20 protein-coding genes and 1 tRNA gene are annotated in these 15,236 nt (G+C 45.6%); 12 read left to right on the forward strand and 9 right to left on the reverse strand.

The genetic code is table 11. The features are described 5' to 3' along the window. The first annotated feature begins 88 nt into the window (after positions 1–88). From NGAR_RS09995 to NGAR_RS10010, 4 genes are all read left to right on the forward strand, one after another. Positions 89–763 (forward strand): class I SAM-dependent methyltransferase, encoded by a 675-nt coding sequence (locus NGAR_RS09995; protein ID WP_187147460.1) that lies wholly within the window; start codon positions 89–91, stop codon positions 761–763. Then, complete coding sequence (locus NGAR_RS10000) at positions 760–1,476, forward strand: hypothetical protein (RefSeq protein WP_015019597.1); 717 nt, start codon at positions 760–762, stop codon at positions 1,474–1,476. The genes NGAR_RS09995 and NGAR_RS10000 overlap by 4 nt, the downstream gene beginning before the upstream one ends. Continuing rightward, complete coding sequence (locus tag NGAR_RS10005) at positions 1,473–2,000, forward strand: hypothetical protein (protein WP_015019598.1); 528 nt, start codon at positions 1,473–1,475, stop codon at positions 1,998–2,000. The genes NGAR_RS10000 and NGAR_RS10005 overlap by 4 nt, the downstream gene beginning before the upstream one ends. A 145-nt stretch (positions 2,001–2,145) precedes the next feature. Continuing rightward, entirely contained in the window at positions 2,146–2,430 is a 285-nt protein-coding gene (locus NGAR_RS10010; RefSeq protein WP_015019599.1) for a hypothetical protein, read from the forward strand. A gap of 121 nt (positions 2,431–2,551) precedes the next feature. Here the strand turns inward: NGAR_RS10010 and NGAR_RS10015 are convergent. Further along, positions 2,552–2,625 (reverse strand) — tRNA-Ala (locus NGAR_RS10015). A 100-nt stretch (positions 2,626–2,725) separates the two neighbouring features. Between NGAR_RS10015 and NGAR_RS10020 the strand changes: the two genes are divergently transcribed. The 4 genes from NGAR_RS10020 (at position 2,726) to NGAR_RS10025 (ending at position 5,681) form a co-directional block, all read left to right on the forward strand. After that, positions 2,726–3,154, forward strand: a complete 429-nt coding sequence (locus tag NGAR_RS10020) for a bis(5'-nucleosyl)-tetraphosphatase (protein WP_015019600.1) — start codon at positions 2,726–2,728, stop codon at positions 3,152–3,154. 109 nt (positions 3,155–3,263) lie between these two features. Then, entirely contained in the window at positions 3,264–3,395 is a 132-nt protein-coding gene (locus NGAR_RS18810; RefSeq protein ID WP_266190239.1) for a hypothetical protein, read from the forward strand. A gap of 293 nt (positions 3,396–3,688) precedes the next feature. Continuing rightward, positions 3,689–3,850 (forward strand): hypothetical protein, encoded by a 162-nt coding sequence (locus NGAR_RS17580; RefSeq protein ID WP_015019601.1) that lies wholly within the window; start codon positions 3,689–3,691, stop codon positions 3,848–3,850. A gap of 298 nt (positions 3,851–4,148) precedes the next feature. Beyond that, positions 4,149–5,681, forward strand: a complete 1,533-nt coding sequence (locus NGAR_RS10025) for a B12-binding domain-containing radical SAM protein (RefSeq protein WP_015019602.1) — start codon at positions 4,149–4,151, stop codon at positions 5,679–5,681. Here the strand turns inward: NGAR_RS10025 and NGAR_RS10030 are convergent. Together NGAR_RS10030 and NGAR_RS10035 are read right to left on the reverse strand one after the other, a co-directional pair. Next, complete coding sequence (locus NGAR_RS10030) at positions 5,678–6,007, reverse strand: hypothetical protein (protein ID WP_015019603.1); 330 nt, start codon at positions 6,005–6,007, stop codon at positions 5,678–5,680. The two genes, NGAR_RS10025 and NGAR_RS10030, sit on opposite strands and share 4 nt — an antisense overlap. Before the next feature lie 43 nt (positions 6,008–6,050). Then, entirely contained in the window at positions 6,051–6,893 is an 843-nt protein-coding gene (locus NGAR_RS10035; RefSeq protein WP_015019604.1) for an FAD-binding oxidoreductase, read from the reverse strand. A gap of 236 nt (positions 6,894–7,129) precedes the next feature. Here NGAR_RS10035 and NGAR_RS10040 point away from each other — a divergent pair, with 236 nt between their 5' ends. Next, positions 7,130–8,242, forward strand: coding sequence for a hypothetical protein (locus tag NGAR_RS10040; RefSeq protein ID WP_015019605.1), 1,113 nt, complete (start codon positions 7,130–7,132; stop codon positions 8,240–8,242). Between the two features lie 286 nt (positions 8,243–8,528). Here the strand turns inward: NGAR_RS10040 and NGAR_RS10045 are convergent, their stop codons facing one another. Beyond that, the gene (locus NGAR_RS10045; protein ID WP_015019606.1) at positions 8,529–8,744 is read right to left on the reverse strand and encodes a hypothetical protein; all 216 of its coding nucleotides are present in this window, start codon (positions 8,742–8,744) and stop codon (positions 8,529–8,531) included. A gap of 105 nt (positions 8,745–8,849) precedes the next feature. On the opposite strand from NGAR_RS10045, the gene NGAR_RS10050 reads away from it, so the two are divergent. Both NGAR_RS10050 and NGAR_RS17585 read left to right on the forward strand, forming a co-directional pair. Next, positions 8,850–9,254 (forward strand): hypothetical protein, encoded by a 405-nt coding sequence (locus NGAR_RS10050; RefSeq protein ID WP_015019607.1) that lies wholly within the window; start codon positions 8,850–8,852, stop codon positions 9,252–9,254. A 7-nt stretch (positions 9,255–9,261) separates the two neighbouring features. Then, complete coding sequence (locus tag NGAR_RS17585; RefSeq protein ID WP_187147461.1) at positions 9,262–9,426, forward strand: hypothetical protein; 165 nt, start codon at positions 9,262–9,264, stop codon at positions 9,424–9,426. A gap of 59 nt (positions 9,427–9,485) precedes the next feature. Here NGAR_RS17585 and NGAR_RS10055 read toward each other — a convergent pair whose 3' ends face one another. From NGAR_RS10055 to NGAR_RS10075, 5 genes are all read right to left on the reverse strand, one after another. Next, the gene (locus NGAR_RS10055; RefSeq protein WP_015019609.1) at positions 9,486–9,683 is read right to left on the reverse strand and encodes a hypothetical protein; all 198 of its coding nucleotides are present in this window, start codon (positions 9,681–9,683) and stop codon (positions 9,486–9,488) included. A gap of 575 nt (positions 9,684–10,258) precedes the next feature. Next, positions 10,259–10,882 carry a reverse transcriptase-like protein gene (locus tag NGAR_RS10060; RefSeq protein ID WP_015019611.1) on the reverse strand — a complete coding sequence of 208 codons (624 nt, stop codon included), beginning with the start codon at positions 10,880–10,882 and terminating at the stop codon, positions 10,259–10,261. Between the two features lie 888 nt (positions 10,883–11,770). Beyond that, entirely contained in the window at positions 11,771–12,154 is a 384-nt protein-coding gene (locus NGAR_RS10065; RefSeq protein ID WP_015019612.1) for a hypothetical protein, read from the reverse strand. Between the two features lie 420 nt (positions 12,155–12,574). Then, complete coding sequence (locus NGAR_RS10070) at positions 12,575–13,534, reverse strand: hypothetical protein (RefSeq protein WP_148681282.1); 960 nt, start codon at positions 13,532–13,534, stop codon at positions 12,575–12,577. A 235-nt stretch (positions 13,535–13,769) separates the two neighbouring features. Continuing rightward, positions 13,770–14,033: a hypothetical protein gene (locus tag NGAR_RS10075; RefSeq protein ID WP_015019614.1), complete on the reverse strand. Its 264-nt coding sequence runs from the start codon at positions 14,031–14,033 to the stop codon at positions 13,770–13,772. 636 nt (positions 14,034–14,669) lie between these two features. On the opposite strand from NGAR_RS10075, the gene NGAR_RS10080 reads away from it, so the two are divergent. After that, the gene (locus NGAR_RS10080; protein ID WP_228369351.1) at positions 14,670–15,197 is read left to right on the forward strand and encodes an MEDS domain-containing protein; all 528 of its coding nucleotides are present in this window, start codon (positions 14,670–14,672) and stop codon (positions 15,195–15,197) included. Positions 15,198–15,236 lie beyond the last annotated feature (39 nt).

Below are 15,236 nucleotides of genomic sequence, written 5' to 3' on the forward strand. Positions count from 1 at the left end.
ATACAAGCCAAGTAATATTGGCGCTAGGCCATTGATTTACTTTTATTCAATGCATAATAGCAAGTATGGTTATATCAGTACTACCTATATGCTGTTGGTCCATGAAGGCCACGCAAGCGCAAGGAGGTTCTTTACTCCGGCCAATGCAGGCAGTTATGATTCTGTCGTCCGGCTGGCGACCTTTGGCCAAGATTCTGTGTGGAAGCGTAAAGTCGTAAAGGCAGTGGGCAGCCGCAAGTCTGTGCTCGAACTTGCCTGCGGGACTGGCGTCCTGTCATCAATGTTTTTGGGCGCAGGCAGAAGCGTGGTTGGCATCGACCTTACCTTTGAGTACCTGCGCGCTTCAAGGCGCAAGCCGCAGATGGCTGCAGTTGCACAGGGCACGGCCGAAGTCTTGCCTTACAGAAATGAGTCATTTGACGCAGTTGCGTCGTCGTACCTGGCAAAATATGTCGACATCGAGAAGGTGATCGACGAATGCTGGCGGGTGCTCAAGCCAGGCGGCATTATAATATTTCATGATTTTACCTATCCAAGTGGCATTATGCGCAGCCTGTGGAATGCGCACTTTGCGGTGTTGCGGCTAGCAGGAAGGCTCGTTACATCGTGGAGGACGGTCTTTGATCAACTTGACAGCGTAATCAAAAACTCGGACTGGGTCAACAAGACATCAGACGTTCTATATATCAGAGGGTTCCAGAATGTTGATTGCAAATATTATACTGCAGGCACAGCTGCCATAGTATCTGCTGAAAAGCCATGACAGCAGCAAATGAGACGCGCATCAATGAATGGTTTGTGCCCAAGTTTGGCCCTATAAGGTTCCGCGTCTTTGTGGGCCTGCTGTTCCTGCCTTATACTGGCATGTGCATTTCATTCACGATCATTGGCTCGATGCTTGCCGGCGAAATAGCTTGGGATAGGGTCGGCGCGATCGCGCTCATTTACGCCCTCGCCTTAGGGGTCTCTGCGCACGTGGCAGATAGCCTAGGGTCAAAAAAGACAAAGCCGTGGGGCAGCTACTTTACAAGGGCTCAGCTTCTGGCGCTGATGGTGGCCACTCTGGCAGCGGCCTATGCCATTGGCATCTATTACATTGCGTTCTTTGTCCCGCTCTTGGCAGTAATTGCGGCACTCGAGGGGTTCTTTTTATTTGCATACAACTTTGAAGCGTTTGGCGGCCGCTTCCACAACAACTTTTGGTTTGCCGTATCGTGGGGAACCCTGCCCGCGCTGGCAGGATACGTCATGCAGACAGATTCAATCAACAACATTCTAGCATTGGCAGTGTCGGGCCTTACAGGACTTGTCAGCTATGCCGAGATCAGGATGTCCCGGCCCTACAAGAAGCTAAAGCAGAACGGCAACAATCCAGAGCAGGCGAAAAAGCTTGAAAACGGGCTCAAAATCATCAGCCTTGCCACCATAGCGTTCGCCTTGGCACTGGTTGCATACAGGATGATAATCTTTTCATGATGCCTGTGGATACATATACACACACTGGCAGGCACATGATTCTGGGAAAGGGCGACTTTGGCAGTTTTATGCTGCAGAAAATTGCCGAGCTTGAGGCGAGGTCGGGCATCCAGCTTGGGCTGGCCCAGAAAATCTTGTTGGCAGAAACAGGGACGGTTGAGCAGGTCCTGAGCATACTGACCAATTCGACGATCAGGGTCAAGGTGCTAGAACAAAAAGAAAATGCAAGGACAATCACCCGGCAATCTATTATCACGAACGATGCGGGCAGGGTGCTCATCAAGGCTCACAGCAAGGTTTTCAAACGTAACCTGCCGGCAAAAGTTGTGAGCCAGATAAAGCGCAAGGAATCAGGTATTGGCACGATAATCGCAACTCACGGTCTTGAAACATTCAGAAAGATAGTGCAGGTCGGATATGACCCGGTAAGTAAGTCGGTTTTCAGGAAGTATCAGATCATTTGCAGGAAAAAAGTTGCCTTTGAGATCAGGGAAGAGTTAGTAGGCGAGTTTACCAAATACTGACTGAAAATTTTACAGTGTCAAATACCTCTGATCTAATTATCTCAAAAACTTGCGTGTGTATCGTAGCTAAGGCATGTATTTGAAAAGATTTTACTAGAAGAATAATTAGCCGAACTTTTATATGCAGCAAGCATACAGACAGCCATTGACACCAGAAGAGATAGCCCTTTTCTTTGCAGGTATCATCGCTACATGGTTATTTGCGCGCCTGTACTACCAAAAGAGCTCAAGCGAGATTAACCGCAATTTTGCGCGTGTCGAAAGCCAAGTTATTGCACTTGACAGGAAATTATCAGATGTAGAAAGTGCAAAGACCTTTAAAGACGCAAGAATCGGCGGGCATTACGATCTGATGACTCGCGTGGCACCTGACGAAAATAATACTCGATCTAACGATATCGTTCCGGCTATCAAGAACTTTCAGAAGTAAATAAACTGAAACATAGCAGTAGTAGATGCGTTGAACTCATGCAGCAAAAGCTTGCAAAACCAATGAGGACTAGCAAGAATGCAAATAGGAGTTCACATCAGTGCTAGAAAGACAAGATGAGTGGACCGGGTGGGATTTGAACCCACGACCTCAGCAATGCCAATGCCGTATCCTACCGGACTAGACGACCGGCCCCTCACACTTCAGGTTGTAGAACGATATTAAAATGATACGTTTGACCATTGACCAGAAAAACAATATTATAATTGCCATTGGTTCCTGATGTAGGTATAACGTGGCTCTTGAACAATCTATAGGTGCAGTGATCAAGTACAGGAATTCGCTTGAAGATGGTGGTGCCTCTTCCGAATTTCTACTATTGAAGAACAGGAGAGGCTTTTGGGGCTTTCCTCAGGGTCACAAGGAAAAAGGCGAGAGCGAAATCCAGACGCTTATCCGCGAAGTGCTAGAAGAGACGGGCATCAAGGAGCTTGATATCCATTCCTACATTGGCAAGATAAATTACTCTTATTTCAAGGGCGACGGGATGAAATCAGAGAAAGAGGTCACATTCTACTTTGCAACGACGCCCACAAGGGAGGTCAGGATCTCTGAGGAGCACGCTGACTTTCGCTGGGTGACGCTTGCCGACGCTCTCAACATGCTAGACCACGCCAAGCTAAAGCTCATACTGTCAAAGGGTCATAGAAAGGGCCTATACTAGGGGAATCATACAATAGAGAAAAATATCATTACAACAGCATTGCAAGTTGGTTACAAGACATAGAAATTTGTCGGTAAACCCTTATCTCATTTGCAATGCAGCCTCGAGCATGTCTTCGAAAGCAAACTTTGATCCACGCTCTGACCTACTATATCCAGAAGAAACAATAGAGAGAGAAGACAAAGAAGGAGTTACAGGCGATATCATGGAAAAAGCAGAAAGGGCAGCAAAAATTAAGTGACGGCCGCAAGATCAGTTCCAGCCGAAAATACTGAGAAAAAATAATACTACTCGCACCTGTATGCGATGTCTTTCTTGTCAGATCGTTGTCGCTTCTTTAACTCACAGAAGCTCAGATATAACACATTCTCCGAAGCTTCATGCGACTCTGACAACATCAATCACACATATCACATCATCATTTCACTACTTATCTTTTATCTGTCTGACCGCAGAGACAAAGCATTACTCGCCGGCTAAGATAGAGAACAATCTGCAGTTCTTTTAATATGCTATGTTTTTGTATCAACACATATGCCCAGAGGGGTAAAGAAGGGAGTTAGCGAGAAAAAGTTCGAAAGAGCAGTACGCAAGATAAAACGTAAAGGTGGTGCAAAGAATCCTTATGCAGTAGCGAATGCAAAGCTCGGGCGCAAGGGCAGCAGAGGAAGAAAGATGAAAGAATCACGCAAGTAATTCCATAGCTTCCCCCGTCAAACAGTCAAAAACTTGTGTCCACCTTTAGCACATGCCGTTGTGCTTGAACGAGAGGAATTTGCAAACATTTGCAAGCACTAAAAGTTAAGTCATAGAGTTATCTCTAGAGAAAGTGTTAATGTCTTTTTCGATTTTTTGGTGACAATTGAAAAACGTATAATCACCGTCTTAAAGAGTAAGAAATAGATTTATAGCCATATGCCATCGAATAACTGATACACGTAGCATGGTAGAATCAGGCGGCAAACGAATAGTTTTGACTGCTGACCGCAGTTTAATGACAAACTACAGGGGCAATTTCCTCTACGGCTTCATTGCCTGCGGCCCATATGAACTTGTTCCAGAATTTGTTTTTGACAAGCTGTTCTGCCCGAGCGTCGAGACCGACCCGAACACCGGTGAAGTCAAGGTCGCGCAGTGCGGCCTGAGAAGAATTGAAGGTGCGCTGCTGAAGGAGTACAAGCGCGACGAGGTCTTCCTTGCACATCCAGAGATGCTGGATAAGTGTGTGGGCCCCGACACAAAAGTTGTGGGCATCAACGTGATGGACCCGCTTGGCATGGCTCCTGTGACGACTACAATGTCACCAGAAAAATTGTCGTACGTCGCCATGAAGTTCAAGAAAATGTGTGCTTCCATTATCCAGTTGAAAAAGAAACATAATTTCAAGGTGGTCGTCGGAGGCAATGGCTCGTGGGAGCTTGCCAAGCCCGACAGGATGAAGATACACGGCATTGACACGGTGGTCATTGGAGAGGCTGACGAGCTTGCGCTTGACCTGTTCCATGACCTTGAGGCCGGCGATGCACCAGAGCTACTGCACACGTTTGTCCGCAACATCGAGAACGTGCCGATGATGCAGGGGCCAACTGTCAACTCGCTCATTGAAGCAATGCGCGGCTGCGGACGCGGCTGCGACTTTTGCGATGTCAACAAGCGCTCCAAAAAGGACTTTCCGCTCGAGAGGCTGCAAAAAGAGGCCAAGCTCAACCTGGACTATGGCTTTGACTCGATATGGCTCCAGTCAGACGAAATGTTGCTCTATGGCTGTGACAACAAGGACTTTGTGCCAAACGCCGACGCCATTCTCCACCTCTGGAGCGGTCTAAAGTCAACAGGCGCGCGCTTTGTAGGCACGACCCACATGACGCTTTCTGCCGTTGCGTCTTCTCCCGACCTTATCAAAAAGATGTCAGAGATAAATGAAATGCATGTCGCCGGCGGCAGGTGGCTTGCAACCAACCTTGGAGTCGAGACGGTCGCGCCAAGAATGGTCAAGAAGCACCTCGGCGTCAAGACAAAGCCATTCCAGCCAGAGGAATGGGGCGCGGTGGTAAGAGAAGGCTGCAAGATTCTTAACCAGAACAACTGGTTCCCGGCGCTCACGCTCATAATTGGGTGGCCGGACGAGACGCCTGACGAGACCCAGTACACGATTGACCTGATTGACGACTTTAAGCAGACGAACATGAGAGGCCTTGTGGCACCGCTGCTCTACCAGGACTTCTCAGAAAAGAACTCGATGCACTTTGGCAACCTCAACGAGGCGCAGTTCACGCTATTCTGGAGGTGCTGGGAGCACAACCTGCGCGTGATAAACGACATCATACCGATAATCATCAGGAACAAGACCTATGGCCCGGCAATGAAGGTGTTCATGGCTGCGCTCATCAAGGCAGGCACGTGGGCTATCATGCGCTACCTCCGCGGCCTATCAAAGGAGCTGTTCAACGGCCAGGTTCCAGAAGACATTGTCGAAAGGTATTCGCGCAAGAAATCCGTGACGGCAGCAGCGTCGCCGCGGCTCTAACCTTTCATAGCCTTGATCGCTTCGTCAGCAAGCGTCGCAACTTTAGGCGTTAGGACGATAAAGTAATTCCTGTCTGCACGCTCGACTGCCGACACTGGCCTAAACTTTTTTGTCGAGACGTCAAACTCTACGAGACCCGGCTCAAGCTTGCCCTTTGTGTATATCATCATCAGGACTTCGCCTGAAAGCGGGGTTAGCGGCACGATGGAAAAGACATAGCCCTTGTACGAGCTGATGGGCATCACCTGCTTCATGTATGGCGCGACAGAGACAAGATAGAGGAAAACGTCCTCGATAGTCGCAAACTCTTCGAATTCAAACTTCATTAGTGTGTAGCTTAATTGACGAAAATATAAGGCTTTAAAAAATCTAGCCGTATGATTCGAATTTGACGTCGTAGCTTCCATCCTTGCGCTTGTTGCGCTCGGTGACAAAGCCCTTCGGGATCAGGTAGTCCAGCGCACCATCCACCGTTCCCTGCCAGCCGCAGATGTAGAACGATGTGTTCTCCGGCGTCACCTTCTCGCCCACCAGCTCTTCAAGCGGAGACAAGTCCTTGCCGGCCTTTGGCCTTAGGAACGACTCGACCCTACCCTTCTGGCCGTTCCAGGTCCTGTTGAACCATTCCTGCGGTCTGCTGATGCTTGCGCGGTAGCGGAAGTTCCACTTGTCTCTTCCCTTGTCAAGGCTCTCCTCTTCAAGCGAGGTCAGCAGGTCCTTGTAGCCAAGCTCGTCTACATAGCTGGCGCCGTGCAGCACCACTATTTCGCGCTTGCTCCCTATGGCCTTCAGGTGCAAAGAGTATGACACAAAAGGCGCAAGTCCAGTTCCTCCGCCGATAAGCACCATCCTCCTGTTGTCTGGCCTGCCGTCGTGCATCTTTTCGTTTATGGTGAAAATGCCTGTCGGCTTGACCCACAGGATCTCGTCGCCTTCCTTCTTGTTGAATAGCTCTGTCGTGAGCCTGCCGGGCACCGGCTTGCGGACCCAGCGGATGTAAAGTTCAAAGCGCTTCTTTTGCTCCGGGGGCGACGCAATGGAATAAGCCCTGCGGATGATCTTGCCCTCACTTGGGACGTGCAGGCCGAGGGTGACGAACTGGCCCGCCTTAAAGTCAGGGATCGGGCCGTTCTCAGGCGTAATGTGGAAAATGCCAAGGTCTTCCTTGATTATCTGGATGTATGATATCTTGGCCTTGTTGTCAACTACCATATGCCTGAGAAGTTCAGAAAATGGCAAATAAATACATTGTTACTACTGCAAATCAGCAAAGTAACAATCATGTTTCTTAAATACCACAGGTGACGATGTGCCAGCCGGTGTAACGAAACTGGCGGTCAACGGGCTTTTATACGCTAATTCGCATGTGGGGTGCGACGCAGTGGTTTGACAGTACGGGTAAAGACATCAAGGTCGTTGGCAAGTCCCAGTAAGAGCTCAGACAGCTCTTGTCAGCCGGAGCTCCGGCAAAGGATAGGGGTATCAACATTGCCATCCAGGAAGGAGCCAAGGTGCGACATGAATGGAAAACAAAGTTCAAGCACAAGGCTCTGCCGAGTGCAGCTGACAGTGTCGTTTTCAACAACTTTTTGAACTCGATCAAGACTGTCAAGACCCTCGAACTGTATCACAAGGGGCTGCATAACCTCATGAAGGACGCCGGGATTACAAGTTACGAGTACCTTGCGACAGCCCCGGCATCAAAGATCGAGCAGGAAGTTATCAATTTCATTGCGAGAAGGGTCGCCAAGTCGCCATCTATCACCGGGAATGGCATCTACAACTACACAAAACTCCTCCGACTTTTGTTAAATCAGAACAAGAGAAAGGACATCGACTGGGAGCGCATAGGCAGGGTCACTCCTGAATACAACAGCACTGCCGACGACGAAGCGTATTACATCGACCAGGTGCGGCTGGCGTTTGAATTTGCCAAGATACGTGGCAAAGTGACCATTGGACTTATGTCAGGATCTGGGATGCGGCGTGGTGGCTTTGTAGGGCTGAACTTTCGGCATCTTGTAACGTCACCCAGGCTGGACAGGTACTGCATTTTCAAGGTGCGGGTGCATGCAGACACTGAGTATCACACGTTCACAACTCCCGAGACTAGGCGACTCATCGAGATATACTGGGAGCAGAGGATAAGGGACGGCGAGCCTGTTTCGCTTGACAGCCCGGTGATACGGGACGCATACAACCCCGAGGAGCCGGACAGTGTCAAGAACGTGGTTCCTGCAAACGAGAACATGATAAGCCATATGATGATAAGGATACTGCAGGGGTGTGGTCTGCGGGTAAATATCCCGTCAGACCTGGAGAACGGCACATACGCAGGGTCTATTCGGCACGAGAAAGCTGGATCACGGCTTTCGCAAGTTCTTCGAGACGACCTGCACCGACTGGGGACTCTCAGAGACCTACATGCGCCTTTTGCAGGGTCACAGGTCAAAGGGCTTGAAAACAAACTACTACCGACCAAAAGACGACGGCTACATTCTGGAAGGAAACGAGGCTGTCAGGGGCTATGTGCAGATGATATCGTATCTGACCATCAATAATACAACGCTTCTCGCATAGGAGAACGAGAAGCTGAAGGAAAAGCTGGAGAACATTGACATCTACATCGCTGATAAGGTAAAGGCAGAGGCAAAGAAGATGGTCGAAGAAGTGATGAGATGAGAGCTGGACAGCGACTTCAAGCCTGAGAACATGACGCGGTAAGGAGCAAGTCTGCAAACTTTTTGCAATAGCCGCACTCAGGGTCGAGGGCTAGCACCCTACCCTGCAGGGTGGCATGCTTTTGATGTGGGTCAGGAGAGGCGAGGTCGCTTCCTTCACCACTTTTTATATCTCTGCAGCTAAGACTGGCTCGATTTCTTTGACAGCCTTGATCACTGCGGCGTCGGCGATCATTTGCTCGGTCTTCGTCAACTCCATTTGCACCCAACGCATGAAAATCAATGCGATAGAGACTTCTAGAATGATTGCAATGTTATTTTCTGATAACCCTGCTATTAACTGACCCATCCTTCCGACAGAAGCGATACCTACTGTTTTCATTTATTAATATGTGGAATTTTTCCAGATGGTATGTCCTCCAACAGTATTGAGACAAGTTCTAAGCGCTATCCTGCAGACTTTATCCCTAATGGCAGACACCAAGTATTGACACTACCTAGCGGTAAAGAAGTTTCAATACCTCTAGTTAATAATTTGACATTCAATCGTTGGACGGGTAGGCACGTCTACAATACTTTCGGATGTAAGCCAATTGTCGAATATGATGGCAGTTGGATGTTTGCAGAGCTAGCTATCATGAAGATGGTAGTAAAGGCAGGATGGTCTGCTAGGTGGGTGGAAGTTTATTATTTGAAAAAGAAAGAACCTTACTATCTAGTTGATTGGAATGATACACCATCTGGATTCCATCAGATATCTGTTCCACTAGACAGCCCGTTTCATATAGACCCGATGTCCAAAATTGATAAGAATTGTGCAATTGTCCATGCCAAGACTCTTGCCAATGTCAAGAATCCCAAAAAGAAAACCAAACCTTATTCAGGATGTTAGGATGTCCTTGTATAGAATAAAGAAGGTAGAACATTATTTATCGAATCCAAACATTGCAAAAAAGACAAGATTCAGGAGGGGTCAAACTAGATGGCTTGAAGCTAGTTTGATGACAGGTCTGCAGGAAGATAATTTTCTCATAGTTGAATGGAAATTTCCAGATGAAAGTTAGGGTCCTCAAATGCGGAATGGACGCCTTTCGCCTTTAGACCTGTGACTGTGCTATATCGACTACCTAAAAACTACAAAGAAACATAATTGGTCCTTTGAGCTATCGATTACTGCTGAAAGCTCGGCATTGACTTCTTGCGCTGCTTTTTCCAATGGAGGAATATCTATCGCACTCACATTTTTTGTATTGAAAAAAATAAGACAGGTATTAAGGTCATCATCAAAATCTAGCCTGTCGTAAATGATGCCATTAGCCATTAGAGAATGCTCTAACCGTCTGACTCTTTCATGTCCACTACTGTCAGAGACAGAATCATGCATTAAGCTCTAGACACACTACCATGACTCTGCTTTTCGCTGAGAAAGTAATGATAAATGAGTTCTGAAGATTGGCTCTAGAGACAGATACTTTGGGTCATGACTACAACAGCGGTGCAGGTGCTATCCTGTCAAATTCATTCAGTCTAATATACTGGACCACATACCTTGCAAATGTAAAGCGGGTCTGCAAAGTCACCCGTCATTTTGAATCTAGCAACAAGATAGCAGCGGGGACACCTGCCTTTGACTGTAGTGGACTTTGACCGATTGATTCTCTGGAAATACTTTCTTAGTTTTCCTTTGCCTTTACGCATCAGATAGGCTTGGCAGAGTCACATTATTGACTGCGACTACTGACAGAATCAAAACTCTGAAAGTTTTGCTAAAGTATTTTTGTGTAGCAATGTGTAATGCCCGCAGACATCAAAAGTGGTTGGGGTCAGGGAAAGTCAATTAAGTAAAGGCTTGACGTGAGTTTGTTTGCCCGCCCTTAGGGTCTGCGGGTATTTGAATTATGAAGTCTGAACTTGCTTTTTGTTATTATCATACTTCATTAACTGTGCAACGGTGACAAAGGGTGAGTTCTGGTCAGCAAGCATCCTATTTTGTCTCATAATTTTTTCTTCAGCTTCTACATATGCCATAACTAATAGCTCTTCAATCTCCTTCCTTTCTTCTACATCAGCAGGGTCCTCATTACTGTCGCTGCTGGATTGTTTGCCACTTTTGCTTTTGACTGATTCAAACGATATTTTGTAAAATTTTGATTTTAGCCTAGATGCCTTTTCGTGTAACGGTATGACGCTCTTTGGCATTCGGCTTTCCGTGACTTGATGTGATGATGGATATGCTTCATCTAGCTGGGAAACCACAGACTTTGAACTGCTTTTTACAATAATTATTTCATCTTGATAACCATGATGGATAAGCCATTGTAAAGCCCTTATCAAAGCAGTGTATGTAGCAATACTACTGCTAGCTATTGATGCTTGTGAATTTGCTTTTTCAGCAAGTCCAAATGCTTCATGCGGCAAGTGACCTTCTTTATCTCTGATAACATAGGCGTAACATGCAAAGCCGCCAAAATCACTGCTCATGGACGGACCTAGAATACGAACCGAGATTACTTGCTTCATCCGAAAGTTTTTGCATTTCACTCATTTAATGCAACTTACATACGGACTGACTTCTTTGGCTTTTTATGCATGCTTTTAGGTCAGGTTGACTCCATTTTAATTACTATCATGTCTACAGAGCAAATCCTAGACCTTATAATCAATTACGCATATACAAGAAAGAAATTGAAAAACACAAAGCATTGTTTGGACCTGTGCAAAACCATGCTTAACAGATAGATGACGCAAAAATCAACGAGATTGACAAGTGGATAAGATTCTTGATTGAAGTTAAGCATGGTAAAGTGGACTTGTCAGGAGCAGCGCAGGCTTAATTTCTGTCTCCGCATGGGCTTCCATCCCTGACTCTGTTACTCAGTTTTATAAGTTCAAAATGCCATAGTTTGACTGTAGAGATATCATTATGATTAACAGATACAAACATCAGCAAAGACTAAACCACAAATGCGTCCACACTACAGGACCAAAATGCGCTATATGCAATAACCTATGTCATTGCAGATAATTACAAAAGGAGAAAGTAAAGGAAAGAGAACCATCTAGCTTTCCCCCTGCTTCTTTTCATTTATGCGCTAGTATACATGTATCTCTATCTTGTGTGACCAAGCTCTTCGAAGATTCTAGAGAATTACAGATGTCACACTGCCAATGCACCAAGAGATTCACACCGTTGTCATCTATAATTCGATTGACGATGTTTCTCTTTTTGGTCCTATTATTGTTTTTCATTGAGTTGCCGCGGACATTATCATTTTAATACTTTTTGAGAGCGATGTCCAGAACATGCAAATGCATGTTATGATATCCGACAGACGAAAAATTCTCTGCATGGTCATGATTGAAAAAATTAGAAAAGCAGGACCGAATGCTAGCTGGTCTTTGCGACTTTCAGTCCATGTCTTTCTCTGCAAAGTAAATTACGAATCCAAATAGGCTAGCAAGTTGAATCGCTGTAATTAGAATGTCAAAAACACCCGGTGAATACATCTCTGTCAAAAAGCCCTCTGCTACTATTTTCATGACAATGTCTACTGCAAAGGCTAACCTATCACTGACAGGACCGCTTTTTTTCAGCAGCAACAGTCCTGTCAAAACTAGACCCACAGATGCTATCAATTCAGACAGTCCCCCTGCAAAGTTGTAAAGCAATTGGTTAGCAACTTCGCCACTGCACATCTGATGTCCCCCTCTGATGTCAAAGGCTATGACTGATTGATAGCCTTCAGAGATGCAGACTAGACGATGGCCTATTTCGTGGATGGGTGTAAACAATGCTATTCCTGCAATGACATACAGTAGGAAAGAATAGACCGCAATTTTGATATACGCTGGCTGCTACTTTTGCTTGTTTACTGCAGACATATACTTTGACATTAATAGAGAACATACGGTCAGCTATAAGCACAGTGTTGTATAGAAAAAAGAAAAGCAGCACCGCTAAGAGTAGTAGTCCAGTGCTCAGTAGTGCTTTTCGTTTCGGTCCGTCAGGTAGGACTCTGCAAGTCTGCTTGCAGTCGGACCTTAGATAATGGTGTGCTACCTTTGACATGGATTTAACACCTTCTAGGTCCTCAGTTCTGTGATGGCTTTACACTCTGGATACATCTCAATGCCATTGTCATAATACCTGCGCTAATTATCCGGGCTTTATCGAAGAGAAGGAAAGTAGTGGAAGCAGCTCAAGCAATCTGCCTAGCGATTTCGTCCTCTACTCTTTTCCTTCGCATTTCTTGACTTTACATAAAACACAACCGCACCGCTTCCAATTCCCGCTGCCAAAAGTCCAAACATTACCAACATCGAAGGATTTCCAAGTAACTCTATTTGCGTCCCTGACGGCGTATTTACCCTCCTACTCTGCTCTGTCATTATAGCCTGCTCTGAACACTTTTCTTCCTCTATCCCCAGCTCTTTGCACTCCTCTAGCATCTCGGGCGTGGGCGGTGCCAGCTTCGGTTGGAGCAACGAAGTATCAAAGGCAAAGATAGCCAGCGATGTCGTTTCGACATTTGTCTGGCTATCCTGCACAAAACCTGACCTGTAATGCGTGTAAACTCCACCGGTTTCTGCATCCTGCAACTTTGTCAGTATTTCATCTGCCTTACCTGCAACAATAACGTCCTCGTCGCCACCCCTTGCCAGCTCTGCAGCTATCTTCCATAATGCTACTTTGTATGTGCTATAGCGGTTATCATCAGCCGCATAAGCCCTGTCTTTGAATCCAGTGCCATCAAACATCCTCTGACCAGCAAGATAGCACTCGGTGCTTTGCGCATAATCGCCAATCTTGTAATAATGAATGGCTTTTAGAAATGCAATATCGGCATAGTCTGCACACTGAAGTTCGGTATTACCTGTCGAAAAGTCAGTATACCACACCTTATCAGTGACGTTTTTGTTTAACGGAGCTAGAAATGACGTGTCCTTTCCCAGTATTGCCCCGTACGCTGACCTGAACGCACCGTAATCCCCCATGTAGTTCAGTATAGACTTGGTAATGTTTTCTGATATGTTGGGAGTGTAGCCTCTTAGCGCAGCGGCAGCAAGCTCGTTATCAGACCAAAGCCAGTATTTTTCGATATGCTCGTTTTCTCTGACCAGCCCAAGTGACGGGTCGTATTGCGATAGTATGTAAGACTGTGCTTTCTGCAAGTCAAAGGCAATATCATCATTATTGGTAGAACCAGATGCATGAGCTTGAAATGGTACCAATGAAAGGAACTGCGTTGCTATCATCAGTGCGAAAAAACTAGTAGGATTCACAACCAGTGTTGAATATGATTTGCTAGTTTGGGGCTAATGAACATTTCCGTCTGTTGGCAAGATGTAATGAGCCTTTGTGGCTACTCGAGTATCCATCAAAAAAGATATGGAAGCAAATCAAGCCCTAAGCCTGTACTCGCTCGATATATTCCAGCTGAAGTTCTGCAAAGGTTTTATCCGCAGCAAGTTTGTCCGCAGCCCAGATCACGATTTGTTTCTTGCGTAAGATGTAGGCAAATGGTTGTACCGCAGTATGGCATTTAACAAAGTCTTGTGGCGTCTTGGCGGCATTTGTTTGTTCGATTAGATAGGATGATGATGACGACATCGCCATGTCAAAATACAAAAAATGAAAAATGCCCATAGCTAGCTGCATTTTACTTTTCAAGCGACACAGGTAAGCTTACAATGACAGTTGTAGCTTGCTTGATATGGATGAATTTGGCGTTGTGATTCTTCAGCTACTTAGAATCGAAAAATAGTTGATTTCACAAAGAGTGGAGATGGTTTTTTACTCTTGCTCACCATCCAGTTTTTGTCCAGTTCGCTGAATCGCTCAAGTGTAGGATAGAATTGCCTCATTATTTGTGTGCTTACTTTTAGAAAGAGGTTCTCTAGGAGCAAGAACTGCTGGTGTACTGCAAAGCTAGGGAAAAGCTGGTGAACATGCAATGCAATAACACTTTATAAGGAATAAGCAGGATGAAGGCTGCCTGATCAGTCTGTCACTTTTGTGATATATATCATCTACCAAATTGAGATTTTGGTAACAGCCGGGATGTGCAAATGCAGGGTGTTGCGACGCTTTTTCCAATGCTCTTCGGTTAAATGCGAGGAGTTATAGAGAGCTACAATTGTTGTAATGGAGGTCGATGTCACAAGAATATATAGATGCAACAGAGACAGACAATAAAAGGCATAAAAATTCATATTTTCTCTAAACAGCTATTGTTATAGTAAATTTTTCTCACCTCTTCAATAAGATTTTGTAACAGTACATAGCGTTTTTATAGTGATATATTTCATGAAGCGTGTGTGTGCACATGTCCACTCTCTCTGCCTTATTACGGATAGTGAAAGTAGGTATGAAATGCTGTACCTAAAAGTAAAGGAGAGTCTGTCAAAGGATCATCCAGTCATTTATGCAGCAGAAGCGGATGCAAATTCTGTAATAAGAAAAATGGTCAATGCAGGTATTGAAGCTGAGAATTTTATAGAGAAGGGGATATTGAAAATTATCGATGCTCAAACTGCAAAACAATTGAAGGCGCAAATCAATTTAGAATCTATGGATCCATGGTATCAAACTATTTGCAAGACAATCAAGCAAGCAAAAGCAAAGAACAGATTACTTATCATATGTAGAACAGAAGATTTTGAGCAGGCGAAACTTTTAAAATTTGAAGAGATGGTCGATAGAGGGATTGCCAGCCTCCCAATAGAATTGATTTGCTGTTACCCAACAAAGTGGCTCACCAAACTTGATCTCAGCTCAATTATCGGGATTCTGAATGCACATACTCTTTATACGGAGAGAAGCCTCAATACCTAGAGTGGCGTCGCCATAGAACAGAAGAACTGCTCAAATCGG

This window comes from Candidatus Nitrososphaera gargensis Ga9.2 (assembly GCF_000303155.1).
In the GTDB taxonomy this organism is placed as follows: Archaea; Thermoproteota; Nitrososphaeria; order Nitrososphaerales; family Nitrososphaeraceae; genus Nitrososphaera; species Nitrososphaera gargensis.